The organism is Saprospiraceae bacterium (genome assembly GCA_016709995.1).
Taxonomy (GTDB): Bacteria; Bacteroidota; Bacteroidia; order Chitinophagales; family Saprospiraceae; genus JADJLQ01.
In genome coordinates this window covers 2,922,658-2,943,978 of the sequence record JADJLQ010000001.1, presented here as the reverse complement: position 1 = coordinate 2,943,978, position 21,321 = coordinate 2,922,658, and the positions used below count along the sequence as shown (strand labels likewise).

Genomic DNA, 21,321 nt, shown 5'->3' with positions numbered 1-21,321 from the left:
ATATGAAAAATTTTATTTTAATATTTTTAGTCCTTATACCCTTATTGAATCATGCTCAATCCCTGGTAGAAGATTATCCGATTACGCCGGTTGATTTTACCAAAGTCCATATTACAGGTGGCTTTTGGAAAAGCAGACTGGATACCGTATCGCACCGGACTATTCCTTATGCATTCGCCAAATGTGAAGAGACTGGCCGCATTAATAATTTTATATATGCAGGTAAGATTAAAGATGGAAAGTTCCAGGGACGCTTTGGGTTTGATGATTCAGATGTATATAAAATAATGGAAGGCGCAGCTTACGCATTGATGAACGAACCCAATCCGGCATTGCGTGCCTACCTTGATAAAGTGATCTCTTATATAGCTGCCGCCCAGGAATCAGATGGCTACCTGTATACGGCATGGACCTTGAAGGCCAATGATTATAATAAATTTTCCTGCTGCACTTATGATCCCAAGGGTCAGTTTTTGGGTACCCATAGCAGCCACGAATTATACAATGTAGGGCATATGTACGAGGCAGCAGTGGCACATTACAGGGCGACCGGCCAGGATAATTTTTTGAAGATCGCCATAAAGAATGCAGACCTTATCTATCAAAAGTGTGTAATAGAAAAAATGGGGTTTTACCCCGGACACCAGGAAATCGAATTAGGATTGATCAAACTGTACAGAGTCACCAATGACAAAAAATACCTTGACCTGGCTAAGCTCTTTTTGGAGCGCCGCGGACATCAACCTAATCTCGATGAAAAGGGTCTTCAAAATGCTTCTTACTCTCAGAATCATATACCCGTGACCGAGCAGTCAGAAGCAGTAGGTCATTCTGTAAGAGCAGGATACATGTATGCTGCTATGACAGATATTGCGGCGATCACCGGTGACCAGGCCTATCTGAAAGCAGTCGACAAAATATGGAACGATATCATCAGTAAAAAAATGTATATCACCGGAGGCCTGGGGGCTGCCCATGGTATAGAAGGATTTGACAGAGCATACGAACTGCCTAACGATGCTTATGCAGAGACCTGTGCAGCTATCGCATATGTCTATTGGAATCATCGCATGTTTTTATTACATGGTGATTCAAAATATATTGATGTGATGGAGCGTACACTGTACAATGGATTGATGTCAGGCATCGCACTCGAAGGAGAAAAGTTTTTTTATCCTAACCCACTCGTATTCGATGGCAGTGAAAAATTTAACCAGGGAGCGGTATGTCGCAGCCCATGGTTTGACTGTTCTTGTTGTCCCTCCAATTTGTCCCGGTTTGTCCCTTCGGTTTCCGGGTATGCCTATGCAGTGAAAGACAATAATATCTATGTCAATCTATTCATGGCTTCCAAGGCTTCGTTGAATGTAAATAGCCACGCTGTCGAAATCCAACAAAAGACCGATTATCCCTGGAGCGGAGCGGTAGAGCTTTTGATAGATGGCACGATCGATGCCACGACGAATATATACATCAGGATACCCGGCTGGGCTCAAAATGAAGTGGTGCCAAGTGACCTGTATCGATTTAATGCAACTTCAAAGACCAAAACAAATATTGCCATCAATGGTAAAAAAATCAACTTTTCTGTCGAACATGGATATGCGGTCCTTCACAGCAACTGGAAGAAAGGTGATAAAATTAGTGTACAGTTTCCTATGGAAAGTAAGTCAGTCTCCAGTCATCCTAATATCAAAGCCAACACTGGTGCGATTGCTATAGAAAGAGGCCCCATATTATACTGTGCGGAAGAAATGGACAATGGCCATCATGGTTTGGCATTGAATAATAATACCAACTGGAAAGCGGAGTATAAGCCTGATCTTTTAAATGGAGTGACTATCTTAAAGGGAAAAGCATTTGATGATAAAGGCAGTAACACTACGGCAACACTTATCCCCTATGTGGTGTGGGGACATCGCGAAACCAGCCCGATGGCTGTATGGATAAAGAAAAAATAGATAAGTCTATTAACGCTTGTGAATCGATTTCCTTTTAATTGGAATTATCTAAAAACTCCAGGACCATTTCTTTTAATCTAACCGGTTGATCTGCATGGACCCAATGTCCTGCACCATCAATCTGTTTGACCTCAGCATGCGTAAACAATTCTTTGATCAGAACTGCATCATCTGGAAGGATATAATTGGAATTTTCTCCTTTTATAAATAAGGCAGGTTTAGAAAATGGGTGATCGCTTGAAAGCGGAATATTGATATTGTCATAATGTCGATATAGTGCCTGGAGGTTAAATCTCCATTTGAATGTCCCGGCATCATCTCGCATAAGATTTTTTAGCAAAAACTGCCTGATGCCGGCATCTGTGATCTGCTTACTCAACCAATGGTCGGCTTGCGTCCTGGTGGTCACCTCCTCCAGATTCAAACCTAACATCGCATTGAAATAAAGTTCATGGTGTGGAGGGTAGGATTTTGGAGCTATATCTATGACTATCAGTGAACGCAGATAAGAAGGATGATTTAAAGCGAAATAACCGGCTACTTTCCCACCCAGCGAATGCCCCATCAGGTTTATTTTCGATAGATTCAAAGTATCAAAAGTCTCTTGTAGATCTCCTGCCATACATTCAAAATCAAACTCCGGATCATGAGGAGAAAGACCGTGATTGCGCAGATCTATCGTAATCACCTGATACCGATCAGCTATTGATTTTGCGAAAGTCTGCCAATTATCCGAAGAGCCAAATAGCCCATGCAGGATGACCAGGGTAGCTCGGCCTTCACCATAAATCTTAGAATAAAGGTTCATATCTTTTCCTTACCAGACCAGGGCTCCGGTGTGAGCTCTCTATAACAAAGCTTCGATGATTTTGTCTTCTGACACACCTTCAGCTTCCGCCTTATAATTTCGCACGATACGATGTCTGAGTACCAGCTTGGCGACGGCCTGAACATCTTCGATATCCGGAGAGTATTTGCCATTAATAGCACCATGTGCTTTGGCCCCTAGTACCAAAAACTGAGAAGCTCTGGGGCCTGCACCCCATGATATATATTGTTTGACCTGAGCAATGGCACGATCAGTATTTGGCCTGGTTTTGCTTGCCAGATTGACTGCATACTCGAGGACATTATCTGCAATAGGTATTTTCCTGATGACATCCTGGTAAAAACTGATATCATCACCATTCATCACCAATCTAAGCTCTGGTTTGTGAGTAGAGGTAGTGTTTCTGACCACCTGGAGCTCATCTTTAAAGCTAGGATAATCCAGTAATATATTAAACATAAATCGGTCCAGCTGGGCTTCGGGCAGTGGATACGTACCTTCTTGCTCAATGGGGTTTTGGGTAGCCAATACAAAAAATGGCTTTGGCAACAAATGTCGCTGTCCACTTACTGTCACAGATCGTTCCTGCATGGCTTCAAGCAGGGCTGCCTGCGTTTTAGGCGGAGTTCGGTTGATTTCGTCTGCTAGGACTATATTGGCAAATACAGGCCCGCGGTTGAATCTAAACCTTCTTTCTTCGTCCAGAATCTCAGATCCCGTGATATCACTAGGCATCAGGTCAGGGGTAAACTGGATCCTGTTAAACTCCAGATCGAGCACTTGTGCTATCGTCGATACCAGCAAAGTTTTGGCCAAACCAGGCACCCCTACCAACAAACTATGCCCGTTAGAAAAAAGAGATATGATCACCGCCTTGACGACTTCATCCTGCCCAATGATCACCTTGCCTACTTCATGGCTCAATGCTTTAAATCCCTGGCCCAGAGCATCTACTGCCTGTACATCTGTCATGTTTTCTCGCTGCATATTGATTAATTGGTTACAAAAATAACATAATTAACCTTGGCGCTTACGATTGATAGGATTTGAAATATTAAAGAAATGTTATTACCCGGGCCATCTGATTATGAGCGGAGTATCTTTTTAATCCTTGTTCGGAGGCAAATGGCATATACCCCTGTCTAAAAAATCCTAATATTACATCAGTCTAACGAAATAGCACAATTAGAAATTAAAATGTTTGAAAATAGCGATCATACTCATTTGTAATTCTACATTTGTCTTTTTATCAATTTTAATTGTTTTAATGGATTCTTTATATTTAAAAATCAATCAGGCCTGGGATGATCCATCAATGATAGCCTCACTTGAGATCATCGATGCGATACATGAATCGATGACATTGCTCGATCAAGGTAAAATCAGGGTCGCAGAACCTACCGACCAGGGATGGATAGTCAATGAATGGATAAAAAAAGCCATTTTATTGTACTTCAGGATCAGCAAAATGGAAACCATCGAATCAGGTGCATTTGAATATCATGACAAAATTCCTTTGAAGAAAAATTTTGCAGCCCAACAGGTTAGGGTGGTACCTCAGGCTATAGCTCGTTACGGCTCCTATCTCGAGCCAGGTGTCATATTGATGCCCAGCTATGTCAATATCGGCGCTTACGTTGGCAGTGGTACCATGGTCGATACCTGGGCCACCGTGGGCAGTTGTGCGCAGATTGGCAAAAATGTACATCTCAGTGGTGGGGTTGGGATCGGTGGTGTGTTGGAGCCTCCCCAGGCAGCTCCGGTTATTATAGAAGACCATGCTTTCATAGGATCCCGATGCATCGTCGTCGAAGGAGTGAAAGTAGGTGCCGAAGCAGTATTAGGCGCTAATGTCGTACTCACACAGTCTACTCATATCATCGATGTTTCAGGACCTAAGGCCATCACCTACCGTGGTGAAGTACCCCCTCGCTCAGTCGTCATACCCGGCTCTTATAACAAAGAGTTTCCATCTGGGACTTATCAGGTACCCTGTGCCCTGATTATCGGGACCCGCAAGGAGAGTACTGACAAAAAGGTGTCCCTCAATGATACCTTGAGAGATTATAATGTAGCGGTGTAAAGTAGAGGACTTATTGAATCTATCTCTATATGGTTAGTTATTAGATCGATGTACAAACGGACTTACCAAATGGTTATCACTATTACGATTATAGTTTTGGAAGAAGCTGTTTAACAAGCACTAACATATATTATTTATGTGCATCAATTTTTTTATAATAGTTCCACTATCTTTTGAAGCCAAAAGGCATCCACCTCGTCAAACATTTCCAGGGATTCACTGTCCGCATCCAATACTGCCATTACCTCACCTTCTTTGATTAATGGTACGACGATCTCCGACCGGGACAAGCTGCTACAAGCGATATGCCCGGGAAATAACTCCACATCTGGCACGATGATCGTTTCTGTGGTGGCCCAGGCAGTTCCACAGACTCCTTTATTGTATTGGATTCGCGTGCACGCGATAGGCCCCTGGAAGGGTCCGAGCACCAATTGGCCTTCCTTAACCAGGTAAAACCCAACCCATAACCAGCCAAACTGTTCTTTTAATGCAGCAGAGATATTGGCCATATTGGCGATGAGATCCGCTTCCCCTTGCAGGAGGGCGACGATCTGAGGATAAATAGAGTTATATTGTGATGTCTTGTCTCCCTGGATTATTTGTATAGATTCCGCCATTTAACTTGGTCGTTAATTATTTAGATTGAAGATACTGATTCTATTAAATTATTCATCGTTCCCCAAGCTTCTGGAGCGATAGGACTTATTGTGCAATCGTATAAGGTTTTCATCGCGGTGCCCAGGTTTTGTCTCCGACATATATTATTGACCAGGCTGATGGGTATCATGATTTTACCTGCTGTATCCACCTAACTTTGATAATCACAAAAATTAATTATTATGAAAAGTGATTATCGTTCCATCGCGACCTTGCATGATTTATTTGATTTCGACATTCGTCGTTTCATTTATGCTGAGATCGTATTAAAGAAGCACTTGTCTTCATGGATTGAAAAAGCCAATTCATTGACATTAAAAACCTCCCTTCAAGTTTATCTTGATTATTTAAAACAAAATGTACAACAATTTGAAACGCTGCTAAAATCGGAGGAGATACTTTCTCTTTCTTTGTCGAATAAAATCATGCAGGCTTTTATCGAAGAGACTGAAGAAAAAATGGATCAGTGTGCAGATCCTGAAGTCAACGACGCATGCTTATTGGCCAGTGTTCAATCCATCAATCACTATAAAATGAGTGCTTATGGTACGGCCGCAGCATTTGCCAGGGCATTGGGCCTTGAAAAACCCGGTACTGTATTTCATCATGCCGAAGCAAATGAAAAGCAAATAGATGAGCATTTATCCCATCTTGCAAAAAGTGAAATCAATATCAGAGCTCAGGCTCCTATATTATTATCCTGATGTTAGCTAAGGCAATAAAGTGACTTTGAAGTAAAGTAAAAATTATGCAAAAAAAATGTTAGGATTGTTGACTCCACACCAGATCGAAGATGTATTGCAAAAGGAATTGATCGGACGCATCGGTTGTCATGCCGATTTGATTACTTATGTGGTGCCTGTGACCTATGTCTATGATGAAGATTGTATCTATGCTCATTCTGCAGAAGGCACGAAGTTAGAAATGATGCGTAAGAATCCATCGGTTTGTTTTGAAGTAGATCATATGCACAGCATGGTGGACTGGCAAAGTGTAATCGCCTGGGGCGAATATGAAGAAATAATAAATGAGACCGAGCGGAGCACAGCCATGTACAAGCTGATTAATAAGTTTAAACCCTTACTCACAAGCAAAACAGCATTGCCAGTGCATGCGAATCTGGCTCAAAACAATACGCCTGCAGTAATATTTAAAATAAAATTGAATAAGAAGACCGGAAGGTTTGAGAGTCCTGAGTAAAAACTTGATGCATCGATAGGAATTTGCCTCAAAAAAAAGTCAGCAAATTTGGGTATTTGCTGACTTTTTATATGTTCAATATTGTATTATTATTTTGGTCGGCCCGAATAACTTACAAAAGCGATTTTTTTGCTGTCTGGTGACCATGAAGGAGTATTGATCGTGCCCTGGCCACCATATAAATAAGCAATAGCTCTTGGAGCACCTCCACTGACCGGCATAAGTTTTAAAGTAACTGACTTATTGCCCGGATGTTGGGTAGGATCGATATCATCTGTAAAGGAGATATAAGCTATCCATTTATTATCAGGTGATATATGTGGAAACCAATTGTTGTATTGATCGAAAGTTAATTGCTCAATACCGGAACCATCAGGCTTCATTCTATAGAGTTGCATGGTGCCCGTTTGGTTGCCATTATAATACACCCACTGGCCGTCAGGTGAGCCTTCGGGACCATCAACATGGCCAAATTTGAAATTAGTGAGTTGTGTCTCTATGCCGTTGTCGATATTGGCTTTGTACACATGGTACGGGGAGTTGCGAGCAGTATCTCGCCGACCAACATAATATACTTCTTTGTTATTTGCAGCCCAACCATGAAGATACGATGGGGTTTTCTCCGTCACTAATTTTGGAGTTCCACCTGCCAGGGGTAATACATAGATAGTAGATCCACCGCCAAACATACCCTGCCGGGAAGAGCTTACTCCTAACATTTTGCCGTCAAATGAGATGACATGATCATTGTTATTGCGTTGTACAAAATCAGTATTAAGTTTTGTAGGCATTGCATTGCCATTGATGGGAACAGTGTAGATTCCCCCCTTGCTATTATACAGTAGTTTGTTTCCATCAGGCATCCAGTTAGGGGCTTCAAATCGAACCTGGCTTTCATAAACCACCTGGCGCTTGCCTGAAAATACATCCATGACCTCCAATCTACTGCCGATCGAATCAGCTCCATTAAAATTAAAATTGATAGGCATGACTCGATCTACCCGGACATTCCAAATACGGACTTCTTCTATTACATCAGGATTGTGTGAGCCTACGAAAAGTCCTATGTATGGATTATCCCCGATATTATCCATGGTGACAGAACCAGAGGATTGTAGTGGTTCGCCGGCATTTGCTACGCGCATGGTATATACTTTTCCTCTGCGCTCTAGTTGAATGGTGCGTACTTTCTTTTTAGGGAAAAATAGTTCATCTTGTGGGTCACGCATAAATGCACCACGCATGACGCGCCATTGCGTGACAGTGAGTCCATCGCCATGCATGGTCGCAGTCAGGTGGGCTGCATCCTCCTGGAGCGTCTGTCTGACCATCCAGCCAAATTTGCGATGACCCTCCACGCCTGCCTTTGGGAATTCAAAATCAGCAGTTACTATAAAATCACCTTGTATCCGGGTGGCCAGATAATGAAATTCATCCCGGTTAAACCAGATATTGTAACCGGCACCTTTTAGTGTATATTCTTGTTTGGCAGCATCATAAGAAGAGCTTCCTTTCAATTTAGGATTGCCTACATCCACTGCAGTGTCAAATACTCCGATCATAGATTGTCCTGTGGTAACTTCCATCATAGAAAACAAGAAAGCTAAACAAATAAAAACTTTTCTATTCATAATAAAAACAATTAATTGATTTGATTTGTAATTTAAAAAAATCAGGCTATCCTGTTTTTTGGGTTTTACGCCATCGATTCAGAATAGCCCTAATGATATAAAAAATGTATGATATCCTAGTTGTCACCCGGCAATTGTTTCAATATGATTTCTTCATTGACATTCTTAATATCTGTCCGGGTTGTACTGAAGTAGTTGGGGCCGTATGTTTAGATGATGTCGCATTGATATATACCCAGATTGCAGGATTGGTAGTCTGTATTCAAACCCTGATGATATACTTTTCTAGTGCCTGATTCTGGACATTGCATAGATGCCCAATATGCGGAGGTGACTAAGCGAATCATCTGAAAGTTACATATTACGATAGATTGGTGTTTCATACAGGTTATGTTTTCAACTGTTTAAAAATTCAGGTCATTAGATTGAGTAAAACAATCCAATCATTCAGGGAATTTTAGGATATGAGCGTAAAAATATTATATTAAATGTTAATGCGCAATCGATTGCGTTTATTTTTTGAAAAAATTTTTCCGAAAGAAGTTAAACACCTAATTGGCGGCGAGCCGGCCACAAACATACATTTCCATACAAAATCCTGTAAATATATCGTTCCAATAAGTTTTATTACGAAGGAACAGGATGATATTAAAGATTGAAAAATTTTAACTGAAAGTCTATTTTAGCTGCATTAAATGTAGATGGCTGTGCTATTAAATTTAAATTTGTATTTCCAAACCGAAAAACAACCTTGAGAAAAAAGACCCACGTTACTATTTATGATCTGGCCACTGAGATGGGCGTATCCCCTTCGACGATATCCCGGGCACTGAAAGGCCATAAAAGTATCAGTGCTGATAAAATCAAAGCTATTACAAAACTGGCTAAAAAGCGCAACTATGTGCCCAATGATCTTGCTGCCAGTCTTCGCCAGGCCACGAGCAATAATATAGGGGTCATCACTACCTGGATCAATCGCAATTTTCATGCACAGATCATCAGTGGAGTCGAAGAAGAGGCTTCTAATAAAGGCATGAATGTCATCATCCTGCAGTCACATGACCGATATCTGGATGAAGTGCACAATGCTCAGGCCTTACTCAACAGCAGGGTCAGTGGTTTGATTGTGTCCCTGGCTATGGAGACCCTGGATTACAATCATTTTAAACCTTTTTTTAAAAATCATATACCTGTGGTTTTCGCAGATAGAGTCCCACCTGACGCTATCAAAAGCCACCGGGTACTGATAGATAATTTTAAAGCAGCCTATATGGCGACTCAACATTTGATTGATCAGGGTTGTAAAAGAATCGCGCATTTGTCAGGTCAAAGGCATCGCGAAAACTATAGAGAACGGATAGAAGGTTATAGTAAAGCACTTAAGGATCATGGGATAAAAGTAGATAAGCGGTATATCTATGAATGTGAAACCAAGAGCAACGAAGAAGGTGTGATGGCTGCCCGTCAATTATTGTCCTTGTCAGAACCTCCGGATGCCATCTGGTGTACAAACGATAATATGGCCGTCGCAATAGTACAATATTGCAAAAAAGTAGGTATCAAGGTGCCGGAGCAATTAGCCGTGCTTGGATTTAACAATGATCCCATCACCACTATTATTGAACCCAATCTATCTACGTTGATCAATCCGGGATTTGAAATCGGCAAGCATGCCGCCCGGCTCATCATAGATCATCATCGGCTAAAATGGACGGAGAAGGACTACGCCACCATAAAATTAGAGACTGAGCTCGTTGTCCGTGAATCGTCCATGAAAAAATCAGCTCACCATCACTAATGCAGGTCTTTTAAATAAGCCAGGCTTTGAGGCACTTGATCCATAGATCTGGATGATTCGTCTTCGATAAAGAAATACTTCACACCTGCTTTTTTGCCTGCGCGGTATATTTCTTTGATACCCAGATCACCCGTGCCCAGTACGACATTGGTCTCTACATCAGCTCTGCCCAACATATTGCCGGGAGTCCCGGGCAATCTATCCTTGAGGTGTACCAAAGGATACCTGCCCGGATATTTGCTAAACAATGCCACCGGATCCTGCCCCGGATGTTTCATCCAGAATATATCCATTTCAAAATTGGCATATCGGGGGTCCATGTTTTTCATCATATAATCATAGATGGTGCCTCCTTCATACGGCGCAAATTCATATCCATGGGCATGATAGACTAATTTTATGCCTTTTGCTGCCAATACTTTGCCGGCATCGTTAAATACCCTGACCGCAGCTTTGGCAAGCTCGATGGTCAGAGGAGCTTCTGGGTGGGGTATCCAGGCGCACATGACATAAGTCGCGCCGTAAGCATTGGCTTTTTCTATAAATTGTGCCGGGTCTTTCTCCAGCTCATTGTAATCAGCTTGTATGCTGACCACTTTAAATTTGCTTTTGTCGAGGAGCAGCTTGATGTCTTTGATTGGCATGCCATAGCTGTCTCCTCCTTCTATATATTTAAATCCCATTTTTTCGATAGCAGCCAAAGTACCAGGGACATCAGTCTTGAATTGGTTACGGAAGCTATATAATTGTACGCCGATATTGTCCTGGGCTTGGGTTAAAAAGTAGGAGGATATCATCACCACCAGGCTAAAGAGTATCTTTTTCATGATTTTTATTTTATTTGATGGACAATAATAACCATTTTGTAAAACATTTCTTGAATTGTAAATTTCTTATGTAGGCAGGAGACAGCAAATTTCCGTAATGATGTCCCATCTGTAAAGGGCTGGATCAATCCAATTCAGAAACTACCAGGATATCCACATCAGGCCAGGTCATAGGTATTCCGTCCGGGCCCTGATGAAGATCGCCTACCTGATCATGAAGTGCGTTCAGCGCATTCATGGCATCAAAGTCAGCCAGTTCAAGATGGCACCTGAGTTCTATTGTATTATCTATGATGGAATAATTAGCATCATATATTTTTTTCACTCCATTAAAAATTAATTCTAAACTTAGTAGCCCGCCTTCTGTATTTGTACTTTTGATAGAAAGTACCTTTGCGGATATTTTTTTAGAGCTCAGTTTATTAAAAAAATAGGTTTGTATATTTTGATTTCGCAACGAGGTAGCTTCGCCCTTGATCAAATTGGGTTCGGATTCAAATTGAAAATCAGTTAAAATATTTTTTATATCTTTTTGATCTTCCACACTTTTTATACTTGGTTTGAAGATGATATCAGGCAGATCTCCACTGACTCCCAATTTGGAAGTGTATTTATAAGCAGTCCAGCTCACTGTGGTTTTCATTGGATTAAAATTGTATGGCCCGGTGCTCACTGCTTCTATACTTTCATGCACACATGCATTCAGAATAAGGCATAAGCCTATGACATAAAATGAATTTTGAATTTTGTTCATGGATAGTTATATTTTATTTTGTTAATTAAATATTTAGCGATGGCAAAGCCCTACCATGTTTGGAATGCTCATTTTTAACATACAAAAGTGGATGTATACTCCTGGTTACAATTTTACTATGCGATACCAGAATTTACTTTATGCTTCCAGAGCAAATAGTTTTTTACAGAGTAATAATAAAAAAATGGAGCAGGTACCTTGCTCTAAATAATAATCGCATAAAGGAAATAAGTGGATAGTTTGAATAATACTATAATGTAAATACCAATGTTATTTTTTTTAAAAGAACTTATTAGTATAATCGAAACATATCCAATTAACGCCAGTGATATTGGCTTATTATGTAATGAAATATTGTTAACACCTCATTGTCCAGAACCTGCAGTTTATTTATAAAAAGGCGGGGATAGAACAATTGAGTAAGAATTATTTTTTAAGTTAAAAGGGCTGGAATTATTATTTATTTTTTGGCTATTTGATTAGCCAGGATAGCTGGTCATTGAACCACTAAAGGTGAATTGTGCAAGGCATGGACTTTAACACAAGTCGAAGTTAAAATGGAATGTAATAACTGGAGATAAATTAATAGAATAAGATCTAAAGCCTTATTACCTGCTTACAAAGTTCAAATACCATTGAGTTCTCTTACAAAGGTACAAGGTTTTTTATCCAATCAATTTTAATGATATCACCAAATCTATTTCTTCTTTTTCTTAGGTTTTGGCATTGGCAATTCTTTCACAGTGACCCTGACCAGCTCGCTCAACCAGGTTCTGTCTTCTAATGCATCTTCAATCAAAAAGCTAGGTTTGGCCCCAGGGTAGGCTGGTGCCTCTATTACTTTGCCTATAAAGGCCCTGCCTGCCACAGTCGGCTTGATGAATAATTTATTATCGCAGATCAGTCCGAATATTTTTTCATCGGAATAGATAGCATATTCTCCAAACATTTTCACAGCAGTGATGACACCGGCTTTTTCTATTTGATCTGTTACAAAGTCTACGAATTTTTGGTCAGAAGCCATAATTTTTTTATTTAAAGAAATGTATAAGGAATTTTTTTCGATAATAAAGTTAATCTGATATCAGTAATGAAAGAACTGCAACGACCCAATAAGAAGCAATTATTGCAGATCTACCAATTCAAAATTACCGCATGTTTCTTATCAATATTTCAAAGTCGCGCACCTACTTTTAATCCATACCATTTTTACCCGTATTGATTATAAATCCTTTTCACATGGTGCCTCCTTACTCAGCCAAAATGCCTAATCGTTAGGTTTGTTTTTTTTAAGAGTATAGATATAATATGTGACCAATTGAATCTTAAGTTAGTTGACACCGGGCTACCAACTACCCTTCACTCAACGACAACCATTCATCCTCTTTCAACTCTAGCTGGCTCTCGACTTCTTTTATCTCAGCGGACCACTTGATGAGGTCGTCTGTCTTAATATCAGGATTTTCAAATCTTGCCTGGATTTCCTTCTTCTTTTTAGTGAGTTGCTCGATTTGTTTTTCGATTCGACTTATATTTTTTTGGGCTTCGCGATCTTGTTTGCCGCTATTGGAAGCAGATTCTTTTGGTTTAAGATCATCATATTTTTTAGATTCTTGTTCGAGACGATATTGTGTGTAATTGCCATTATAATCCCGGATGACACCTTCTCCCTCGAAAATAAAAAGATGATCCACCACTTTGTCCAGGAAAAACCGGTCGTGTGACACAATGATCAGGCATCCGGGGTACTCCGCCAGGTATTGTTCGATCACTTGTAGTGTAAATATGTCCAGGTCATTGGTCGGCTCATCGAGTATCAGGAAATTAGGTTGCTGCATGAGGATGGTCAATAAATACAATCTTCTCTTTTCACCCCCACTGATCTGGCTGACAAATACCTGCTGTTTTTTTCTGTCAAACATAAATCGTTCGAGTAGTTGTGCTACCCCGATCACGGAGCCGTCAGGTTGCTTCCAATTGTCTGCGATATCGCGGATTACATCGATCACTCGTTTATCTTCATCAAACTGCATACCTGCCTGTTCGTAATAAGCAAACTTTACGGTCGAGCCTCGTACGATTTTACCATGATCAGGCTGCAACTGGCCCATAAGAATATTGAGCAATGTAGATTTGCCAGCCCCATTGGGTCCGACGATGCCGATGCGTTCGCCTTTTTTAAATATGTAATGGAAGTCTTTGATCAAAGTGACTCCATTAAATGCTTTGTTGATATAATTCAGTTCGAGGATTTTACTACCCAACCGGGCTGAGGAAAATTCAAGTTTCAATTTTTGATCTTCACGCCGGGCATTGAGGGCAGTCTCTATCACATTAAATTTATCCACTCGGCTTTTAGCTTTGGTGGTTCTGGCTTTGGGCTGTCTTCGTACCCAGTTGAGCTCCTGCTTATAAAGTTGTTTGAGTTTATCATGTCGGATTTGATCGTTTTCGAGCATGAGTTCTTTTTTCTCCAAAAACTCAGAATAATTGCCTTTGTACCGATACAAGGTCTCATTATGCAATTCGAGGATAGTGTCACATACATTGTCCAGAAAATACCTGTCGTGGGTCACCATCAGCACGGTTAACGAATCCTGGCTGAGGTATTCTTCCAACCATTCGATCATGTCCATATCCAGGTGATTGCTGGGTTCGTCGAGGATGATCAGATCCGCCTGAGCTAGCAATACATGTGCCAGCGCGAGTCTTTTGACTTGTCCCCCTGAGAGCGTTTTTACTTTTTGCTCCAGGTTTTGAAGGTTGAGTTTGAACAGGATTTCCTTGACTTTGGATTCAATATCCCAGGCCTTATGCAGATCCATTTCGTGCAAAGCTTCTTCGAGATCCTTTGGGTTTTCGGTAGCATGCAGCTGGGCCAATTCATATTTTTTGACCGCTTTGATGGCCGGTACATCGGCATCCAGCACACTATCGATGACAGATGATTCGGGATCAAAATTTGGGTCCTGATCCAGAAATGCCACTTTGACATTTTTTGAAAGAAGAAAAGTAGCCAGTTCGCCCTCCGGTTTGTCTATCCCTGCTATCATCCTGAGCAGAGAACTTTTTCCTGTGCCGTTGGGGGCAATAAGGGCTATTTTTTCACCTTTATTGATCATCAGGTCTACATCTTTAAATAATATTTTTTCGCCAAAAGACTTGCTGGCACGTTCGAGGGTAAGGTAATGCATGTATCACTTAGAAGTTAATATTTGCCGGCTGCACCAGCAAACGGCAAAGATAAGGATCTCCTGGCAGTGAGGCTTTGTTTTACCGCGCATTAGGTGGTCTTCGCATAAAAGAAAATACAAGAAAAAAGTGCATTTATCGTCACTGTGAGGAATTCAACTTGTACTTTGAACTCTCTCGTACAATTCAAAAGTATGATCCAATTTATTGGTTTGATCAGCAAGGTGAGCTTCCGAAGACACCAATTGCCAATGATTCAAATCCACCGCTGGAAAAAAAGCATCTGCTTGCTCAGCGATAGTCTTTACACGCGTGAGATAGATTTTGTCCCACAGATGCTGGCTGGCCTGGTAGATTTGAGCACCTCCTATGATAAACGCTTCACTTTCGCCATGATCTATAGCTATTTCTAAAGCTTCCTCAATGGAGTGGGCTATAAGGCAGCCGGTGGATAGATAATACATATCTCGGGTGATCACCATATTGATCCTGTGAGGCAAGGGTTTTCCGATGCTTTCATAGGTTTGTCTACCCATGATGATATGGTGTGGTGTAGTTTGTTTTTTGAAATACTTGAGGTCTGCAGGCAGAAACCAGGGAATTTGCCCCTGAGCTCCAATAGCATTTTGTTCATCTACCGCTACTATACAAGAAACTATCATTGATTAAAATCTAGATCAGGGTTTAGCAGCTATTGCGTTTTTGTGAATGAGGTCTTGCTCCATGGTACGGGTTTCTAACCATAGGCGGGACGAATCGATTTGCCCTTTGATATATTTCTCCATCAGCAGACTTGCGATTGGAGCTGCATAGGTGGCGCCAAAACCTGAATTTTCTACGATGACTGCAATGGCTATTTTGGGATTGTCTCTCGGTGCAAAAGCGCAAAATACAGAATGATCCAACCCATGAGGGTTTTGAGCTGTACCGGTCTTGCCACAAACTTCTATGTCTTTAATCGCCGCTACCCGGGAGGTTCCGGAGATCACAGCCCTCGACATACCATCGATAACAATCTCAAATTTTGCCTTGTCGATGGCTATTTGATGAGGTTCTACAAATTTGGTCTGGGGATAAAACTTTTGATCTTTATATTTTCCTTTGTAAAAATGAGGGGTGATCCACGAACCACGGTTGGCGATGGCGGCACAAAGATTGGCCATTTGAGCTGGCGTGAGTTGTATCACACCTTGTCCTATCCCAATAGAGATTTCGTAGGCCGCTTTCCAGGAAGAAGTCTTATACAGCCTGGTATAATAGGCATCCGAAGGAATGGTTCCTGTCAACTCATTAAAATAATCCATACCCAGGGTCCTGCCCAATCCAAATTGCCTCATATATTCCGCAAATTCATCGATTCCCTTGCCTGGATTATTAGACCCATATTTATTCATTATGTCCTGGATCTTTTGGTAAAAATAAATATTGCAGGAGTGGCTGATGGCTTCCTGTACATTAGGGACATGACCATGTACATGGGTACATTTATATACTCTTCCCATCATATAGGAACCATTGCAATAGATTCCTGCATCCGGGTTGATTACGCCCATTTGCATGCCAGCCAACGCGACCACCGTTTTAAAAATAGAACCCGGTGGGTACTGAGCCTGGACTGTCCTGTCAAATAAGGGTTTGAGCGTGTCTTGAAGCAAGGAACTAAAGTATTTACCTCTGTCCCGGTCCACTGTCAAAAGATTAGGGTCATAGGTGGGAGCACTGACCAGGCATAATATCTCTCCGGTGGAAGGTTCGATAGCTACGATAGAGCCTAGTTTATTTTGCATGAGTTTCTCTCCATAGGCTTGCAAATCAGCATCGAGGCTTACTACCAGTTCATCCCCGCTGATGGCTGCCGAATCCTGGATACCATTCTGATAGGATCCTACCGTCACTCCGAGATTGTCTTTTAACAGATATTTCCATCCTTTGGTGCCTTTTAACTGGCTTTCATAGGCTCTTTCAATGCCACTCGTACCTTTATAATCCCCTCTTTCGTAGACACCATTAGATTTTTCTATTTCACCGGGATCTACTTCGCTGATATAACCCATCACGTGGGCGGCGATTGGCCTCGGATATCCACGGATATATCTTAGGTTAGCCGAAAACCCCGGAAACTCGTGCATCATCTCCTGAAACTTGGCAAATTGAGTGACTGATACCCCTTTGATGAAGGGAAATGGTTTGCTTTTGGAAAATTGTTTGTTTGACCAATCCTTATTTAAACCAGTGATAAAAGTTGCTTTGTCTATACCCAAAAGTTCACAGAATCGCAACGTATCCATCTTAGGGTCGATCTTCTTATAAGTAGCCTCAATATCATATACCGGATTATTGTACACGATTAATTGGCCGTTTCTATCATAGATCGCACCACGCGCAGGGTAACTCACTGCTTTCTCCAAAGCTGCAAACTTGGCCTTATTTCGAATATTCTTATCCAGAAACTGGATATATAATGTCTGGAACATAATCATTCCACTCAATAGAAGTATTGCAAACTGAATTATCCATTTGGCATCGTATCTCATTCCGGATCAAATATAAACATGTAAAGTAGCACCAATAATATCGATATTATAAAACTAAAGACAGTCTTTAACAGTATAGTGACAAAAAAGGCAGGCGTAAATACTTCCATAGAAAAGTAAAAAACCAAATAGGCTATCATGCCCAGGCTTGCATAAGAGACAAACCAATTGAGACCAAGGTGATACTTGCTGGGTAGGGGGATTCGATTATAACCTCCTTTTGGTTCGAGGTAACGGAGCAGCATGGGCCTGATAAACCCGAGAAAAGTGCCGGCACTGGCATGGACTCCCGGTGAGTCGTAAAACCAATCGACACAGAGCCCAGCCAGAAAACCCAGCAATACCAATAACCACCTGGGAGTAGTAATGGGTAGTAACAATACCCAAAGTGGAATCACAATCAGAGAAATATAATTAAATGATCCCCAAAAGAGATGCACTTGTTTTAATACCAATACCTGGAAAAGCAATAAAAACACAAATCTCAAGCTTTGTCGAAGCCAGGTACTGTTCATTTGATTGAGTTTAATAGTTCGAGACTGTCCAGTTCACTCCGATGCAGATCGCTGACTACGTATACTTTGTCCGTGCGAGCGATATCATTAAAAAGGCGGGCCTCAATTTCATAAAAGTTACCACCTGGTTCGATCGTGGCGCTGATGATTTCACCCACTACATGACCTCTGGGAAAATGGGAGAATTCCGTGGTTACGATCGTATCTCCTACCTTGATATCAGCATGTTTCGGTATGGCCTCGATGCTGACCAGGATGGGTGAGTGGCCATCCCAAACCATGTTGCCAATATTGTGATTTCTTTTGATCATGACACTCACCCTGGCATTGCTATTGAGGATAGAGATTACAGAGGAGTATCGTTGGCCTACATTTTTTACAAATCCAACAATGCCATTGGATTCTATGACAGTTGAATATTTTTTTATCCCGTCCAGGGCACCTTTGTTGATCGTCATCATATTGTTGCGGAACTCGATGGAGTTGTTGACGATCTGAGCGGGTATCAGTAGGAATCGTTGTTGTCCGATGGTGTCATTGACCGAATCGATTCGTGTATTTACTGTACCGGTCAAATTATAGACCTGAGCCTTTAAACTGGCATTTTCAGCAGCGAGATCATGATTGACCTTACGCAGTCCAAAATAATTTTTAACATTATTTACTTTCTCTAATAGCTTGCCACTGAATATAGTAGAAGAATTGAGGAAAATCTCCCGTTGACTCTCATTCCTGCGAATAATCAGCCGAATACTGACAAACTCCAATATCAAGAAAAGGAATACAAACGCATACCGGTAAAAAAAAGCAAAAAGATTTTGCATAATCCGGCATCAAAGATCAAACACTTTTCCGGTCAATCAAAAAAGAATATCGATCAGAATTTTTTAAAGCAAGTCCCGTACCTCTGACTACGGCTCTTAATGGATCATCTACGACCCTGACAGGTAGTTTTGTTTTGGCAGAAATCCTTTTGTCCAGTCCTCTCAGCAATGCACCTCCACCGGTCAGGTAAAGGCCATTTTTGTAGATATCAGCGGCTAGTTCAGGAGGGGTCGATTCCAGGGCTTTGAGGATAGCATCCTCTATTTTTGCGATGGATTTGTCCAAAGCAGTCGCTATTTCTGTATGATTGACGGTGATCTGCTTAGGGATACCAGTCATTAGATCACGACCATTGACGGCGTAGTCATCTGGAGGAGACTCCAGTTGTTTAAGTGCAGAACCTACATTGATCTTCAGCTGCTCAGCAGTGCGCTCGCCGATGAGGATATTATGGGCACGCTTCATATACTCCATTATATCGTAGTTAAACTCATCTCCTGCTGTCCTGATCGATTGGTCTGTAACGATGCCGGACATAGCTATTACTGCAATTTCTGTGGTACCTCCTCCGATATCGATGATGATATGACCTACTGGCTCTTCGACATCCAGGCCTATACCTAATGCAGCAGCCATGGGCTCATGAATGAGGTAAGTTTCTTTGGAGTCTACATGGTCAGCTGAGTCAAAAACGGCTCTTTTTTCCACTTCTGTGATACCGGACGGTATACAGATCACCATTTTAAGGTGAGAAAAAAAGTTTCGTTTGGTCCCTATCATGTTGATGAGGCCTTCTATTAGTTTTTCGGCAGCCTGAAAATCAGCAATCACTCCATCTTTTAATGGCCTGATTGTCTTGATATTTTCATGCGTTTTTTCGTGCATCTGCATAGCCCTGGAGCCTACAGCGATAGTTTCACCTGTTTTCCTATTGATAGCCACGATAGATGGCTCATCAATAACGATCACATCATTTTGCATGATCAGCGTATTCGCTGTACCCAGGTCAATTGCTAATTCCTGTTTAAAAAAATTAAACCACTTCATTCGTATTTGTTAAATCCCATATTTGTTTAAGCAAAAACTTTGCCTAAAATTAAATTAATCTAATATTCACGGGATTGGAACGCAAAGGAAACAAATAATATTAGAATAATGTTATGAGGTAATGAATTTATTTTCAGGATTTTAACTTAAAATTAGCCTACGGTGATCAAGGTGAGATCTTTTTCTTGAAAATATTTTTTTGCAATCCTTTGAATATCTTCTGCGGTCACATTTTTGATGCCTTCGATTAATTGAACAAAAGCTGCCTTTCCCCCCTCTAAGGAAAGGACGCGGATCAATTCGGATTCGGCAAAAGCGTTTTCAAAATATTGCAGGAAGCTGCCCAATAGGTAGTTTTTGACAGTCTGCAGTTCAGATGCTTTGACGGGCTTGGCTTTCAATCTATTGATTTCAGCATAGATCTCCCTGATTGCCAGCGGACTCCTAAGTTTATCTACTTCTGTTGAAATCAAAAAATACCCATCCAGCATAAAGGTATCCAGGCTGGAATAGATATGATAGGTGAGCCCATTTTTTTCTCTTAGATTTTGCATTAGATTGGATCCGTAGTATCCGCCTAACAGGGTATTAAACACATACATGCTTACATAATCCGGATGCTGACGGTTAAATAGCCGCCTTCCTAATCTGATGGAGGTTTGAACCGAATCCTGGAGCAAAATTTGAAAATTGCCTGGTGGTGGAAACTTATGTGGTAAATGCCTTCGGGGTGGCCGGTGGTTTTTGAGACGGAGGTTACCCAAAGTGTCCTGTATCAAGTTTGCTGTACTTTCCTCGAATGACCCTGATAGAAATATTTTACAGCGATCCATGCAGTAATGTGATTGAAAATGGTTGATTAAATCCTCGCGATTGATTTCTTCAATAGATTCTACTGTACTGTTGTAACCATAAGGGTGTTTGGTTCCAAAAAGATGCTCCGTAAAGGTTCTATATGCCACTACATCACCTCTCAGGTCATCGCTTCTCAGTTTTTCCTTTTGTTGCCTTTTGTATAATTTGAGCTCACTGGCTGGAAAAACCGCCTCACTCAGCATCTCGATCAGAAGTGGCAATACTTTGGCCAGGTATTTTTCCAATACATAGACTTTGATCCCACACTGGTCCACATAATAATCAAAGTTGACGGAACTGCCCCAGTGATCGAAGCCTTCTGCTACCTTGGTAGCGGATTTTTTGGTAGTGCCTCCTTTGATCAGTTGCAGGGTAGCGGTAGCCAGACCTTTTTTGGCTTCATAGGGCCGGCCTGCCGGAAACATGAGTTCAAGCTTGAGTGCAGGCACGGTGCCTCTGTGAATCTGGAAAAAACTAGCCCCATTCTTGCAGCGAGACTGATTTATAATAGGTGAAGGCGGAGTATATTGTTTGATAGAAGATCGTGAGCGCATTGAATGGATCCTGATGGGGTGCAAAAGTAATGATATTCGACTGGTCTGAGGCTCTA

19 protein-coding genes are annotated in these 21,321 nt (G+C 41.3%); 5 read left to right on the top strand and 14 right to left on the bottom strand.

Annotated elements, in window-relative coordinates:
- The first annotated feature begins 2 nt into the window (after positions 1-2).
- Positions 3-1,961: a glycoside hydrolase family 127 protein gene (locus IPJ09_12450; protein MBK7372228.1), complete on the top strand. Its 1,959-nt coding sequence runs from the start codon at positions 3-5 to the stop codon at positions 1,959-1,961.
- Positions 1,962-1,995: 34 nt separating this feature from the next.
- Here IPJ09_12450 and IPJ09_12445 read toward each other — a convergent pair whose 3' ends face one another.
- Complete coding sequence (locus IPJ09_12445; protein ID MBK7372227.1) at positions 1,996-2,769, bottom strand: alpha/beta fold hydrolase; 774 nt, start codon at positions 2,767-2,769, stop codon at positions 1,996-1,998.
- A gap of 39 nt (positions 2,770-2,808) precedes the next feature.
- Positions 2,809-3,777: an AAA family ATPase gene (locus IPJ09_12440; protein MBK7372226.1), complete on the bottom strand. Its 969-nt coding sequence runs from the start codon at positions 3,775-3,777 to the stop codon at positions 2,809-2,811.
- Positions 3,778-4,057: 280 nt separating this feature from the next.
- Between IPJ09_12440 and IPJ09_12435 the strand changes: the two genes are divergently transcribed.
- Entirely contained in the window at positions 4,058-4,873 is an 816-nt protein-coding gene (locus IPJ09_12435; protein MBK7372225.1) for a 2,3,4,5-tetrahydropyridine-2,6-dicarboxylate N-succinyltransferase, read from the top strand.
- A gap of 152 nt (positions 4,874-5,025) precedes the next feature.
- On the opposite strand, the gene IPJ09_12430 is transcribed toward IPJ09_12435, so the two are convergent.
- Positions 5,026-5,493 (bottom strand): GAF domain-containing protein, encoded by a 468-nt coding sequence (locus tag IPJ09_12430; protein MBK7372224.1) that lies wholly within the window; start codon positions 5,491-5,493, stop codon positions 5,026-5,028.
- A 222-nt stretch (positions 5,494-5,715) separates the two neighbouring features.
- Here IPJ09_12430 and IPJ09_12425 point away from each other — a divergent pair, with 222 nt between their 5' ends.
- Both IPJ09_12425 and IPJ09_12420 read left to right on the top strand, forming a co-directional pair.
- Positions 5,716-6,237, top strand: coding sequence for a DUF892 family protein (locus IPJ09_12425; GenBank protein ID MBK7372223.1), 522 nt, complete (start codon positions 5,716-5,718; stop codon positions 6,235-6,237).
- Between the two features lie 55 nt (positions 6,238-6,292).
- Entirely contained in the window at positions 6,293-6,733 is a 441-nt protein-coding gene (locus tag IPJ09_12420; protein ID MBK7372222.1) for a pyridoxamine 5'-phosphate oxidase family protein, read from the top strand.
- An 89-nt stretch (positions 6,734-6,822) separates the two neighbouring features.
- On the opposite strand, the gene IPJ09_12415 is transcribed toward IPJ09_12420, so the two are convergent.
- Positions 6,823-8,364, bottom strand: coding sequence for a PD40 domain-containing protein (locus tag IPJ09_12415; protein ID MBK7372221.1), 1,542 nt, complete (start codon positions 8,362-8,364; stop codon positions 6,823-6,825).
- Between the two features lie 796 nt (positions 8,365-9,160).
- On the opposite strand from IPJ09_12415, the gene IPJ09_12410 reads away from it, so the two are divergent.
- Positions 9,161-10,162 carry a LacI family DNA-binding transcriptional regulator gene (locus IPJ09_12410; protein MBK7372220.1) on the top strand — a complete coding sequence of 334 codons (1,002 nt, stop codon included), beginning with the start codon at positions 9,161-9,163 and terminating at the stop codon, positions 10,160-10,162.
- On the opposite strand, the gene IPJ09_12405 is transcribed toward IPJ09_12410, so the two are convergent.
- From IPJ09_12405 to IPJ09_12360, 10 genes are all read right to left on the bottom strand, one after another.
- On the bottom strand, positions 10,159-10,989 hold the full coding sequence (locus IPJ09_12405) for a sugar phosphate isomerase/epimerase (protein ID MBK7372219.1): 831 nt from the start codon (positions 10,987-10,989) through the stop codon (positions 10,159-10,161). The genes IPJ09_12410 and IPJ09_12405 overlap by 4 nt on opposite strands.
- Positions 10,990-11,113: 124 nt before the next feature.
- Positions 11,114-11,743, bottom strand: a complete 630-nt coding sequence (locus IPJ09_12400; GenBank protein MBK7372218.1) for a hypothetical protein — start codon at positions 11,741-11,743, stop codon at positions 11,114-11,116.
- 697 nt (positions 11,744-12,440) lie between these two features.
- Positions 12,441-12,767, bottom strand: a complete 327-nt coding sequence (locus IPJ09_12395; protein MBK7372217.1) for a TfoX/Sxy family protein — start codon at positions 12,765-12,767, stop codon at positions 12,441-12,443.
- A 328-nt stretch (positions 12,768-13,095) separates the two neighbouring features.
- Positions 13,096-14,937, bottom strand: coding sequence for an ABC-F family ATP-binding cassette domain-containing protein (locus IPJ09_12390; protein ID MBK7372216.1), 1,842 nt, complete (start codon positions 14,935-14,937; stop codon positions 13,096-13,098).
- A gap of 153 nt (positions 14,938-15,090) precedes the next feature.
- Positions 15,091-15,597 (bottom strand): dihydrofolate reductase, encoded by a 507-nt coding sequence (locus IPJ09_12385; GenBank protein ID MBK7372215.1) that lies wholly within the window; start codon positions 15,595-15,597, stop codon positions 15,091-15,093.
- Between the two features lie 15 nt (positions 15,598-15,612).
- Positions 15,613-17,409, bottom strand: coding sequence for a penicillin-binding protein 2 (gene mrdA, locus IPJ09_12380; GenBank protein ID MBK7372214.1), 1,797 nt, complete (start codon positions 17,407-17,409; stop codon positions 15,613-15,615).
- Between the two features lie 56 nt (positions 17,410-17,465).
- On the bottom strand, positions 17,466-17,984 hold the full coding sequence (locus tag IPJ09_12375; protein ID MBK7372213.1) for a hypothetical protein: 519 nt from the start codon (positions 17,982-17,984) through the stop codon (positions 17,466-17,468).
- Positions 17,981-18,808, bottom strand: coding sequence for a rod shape-determining protein MreC (mreC, locus tag IPJ09_12370; GenBank protein MBK7372212.1), 828 nt, complete (start codon positions 18,806-18,808; stop codon positions 17,981-17,983). Before mreC ends, IPJ09_12375 begins: the two co-directional genes overlap by 4 nt.
- Before the next feature lie 16 nt (positions 18,809-18,824).
- Complete coding sequence (locus IPJ09_12365) at positions 18,825-19,856, bottom strand: rod shape-determining protein (protein ID MBK7372211.1); 1,032 nt, start codon at positions 19,854-19,856, stop codon at positions 18,825-18,827.
- Positions 19,857-20,008: 152 nt separating this feature from the next.
- Positions 20,009-21,265 (bottom strand): insulinase family protein, encoded by a 1,257-nt coding sequence (locus IPJ09_12360; GenBank protein ID MBK7372210.1) that lies wholly within the window; start codon positions 21,263-21,265, stop codon positions 20,009-20,011.
- Positions 21,266-21,321: the final 56 nt, after the last annotated feature.

Bases quoted from the DNA above. Each gene is read 5' to 3' on its own strand.
- IPJ09_12415 (MBK7372221.1), bottom strand. From the start codon at position 8,364: ATGAATAGAAAAGTTTTTATTTGTTTAGCTTTCTTGTTTTCTATGATG.
- IPJ09_12425 (MBK7372223.1), top strand. From the start codon at position 5,716: ATGAAAAGTGATTATCGTTCCATCGCGACCTTGCATGATTTATTTGAT.
- IPJ09_12445 (MBK7372227.1), bottom strand. From the start codon at position 2,769: ATGAACCTTTATTCTAAGATTTATGGTGAAGGCCGAGCTACCCTGGTC.
- IPJ09_12430 (MBK7372224.1), bottom strand. From the start codon at position 5,493: ATGGCGGAATCTATACAAATAATCCAGGGAGACAAGACATCACAATAT.
- IPJ09_12395 (MBK7372217.1), bottom strand. From the start codon at position 12,767: ATGGCTTCTGACCAAAAATTCGTAGACTTTGTAACAGATCAAATAGAA.
- IPJ09_12375 (MBK7372213.1), bottom strand. From the start codon at position 17,984: ATGAACAGTACCTGGCTTCGACAAAGCTTGAGATTTGTGTTTTTATTG.
- mrdA (MBK7372214.1), bottom strand. From the start codon at position 17,409: ATGTTCCAGACATTATATATCCAGTTTCTGGATAAGAATATTCGAAAT.
- IPJ09_12390 (MBK7372216.1), bottom strand. From the start codon at position 14,937: ATGCATTACCTTACCCTCGAACGTGCCAGCAAGTCTTTTGGCGAAAAA.
- IPJ09_12435 (MBK7372225.1), top strand. From the start codon at position 4,058: ATGGATTCTTTATATTTAAAAATCAATCAGGCCTGGGATGATCCATCA.
- IPJ09_12450 (MBK7372228.1), top strand. From the start codon at position 3: ATGAAAAATTTTATTTTAATATTTTTAGTCCTTATACCCTTATTGAAT.
- IPJ09_12385 (MBK7372215.1), bottom strand. From the start codon at position 15,597: ATGATAGTTTCTTGTATAGTAGCGGTAGATGAACAAAATGCTATTGGA.
- mreC (MBK7372212.1), bottom strand. From the start codon at position 18,808: ATGCAAAATCTTTTTGCTTTTTTTTACCGGTATGCGTTTGTATTCCTT.
- IPJ09_12360 (MBK7372210.1), bottom strand. From the start codon at position 21,265: ATGCGCTCACGATCTTCTATCAAACAATATACTCCGCCTTCACCTATT.
- IPJ09_12420 (MBK7372222.1), top strand. From the start codon at position 6,293: ATGTTAGGATTGTTGACTCCACACCAGATCGAAGATGTATTGCAAAAG.
- IPJ09_12365 (MBK7372211.1), bottom strand. From the start codon at position 19,856: ATGAAGTGGTTTAATTTTTTTAAACAGGAATTAGCAATTGACCTGGGT.
- IPJ09_12400 (MBK7372218.1), bottom strand. From the start codon at position 11,743: ATGAACAAAATTCAAAATTCATTTTATGTCATAGGCTTATGCCTTATT.
- IPJ09_12440 (MBK7372226.1), bottom strand. From the start codon at position 3,777: ATGCAGCGAGAAAACATGACAGATGTACAGGCAGTAGATGCTCTGGGC.
- IPJ09_12410 (MBK7372220.1), top strand. From the start codon at position 9,161: ATGGGCGTATCCCCTTCGACGATATCCCGGGCACTGAAAGGCCATAAA.
- IPJ09_12405 (MBK7372219.1), bottom strand. From the start codon at position 10,989: ATGAAAAAGATACTCTTTAGCCTGGTGGTGATGATATCCTCCTACTTT.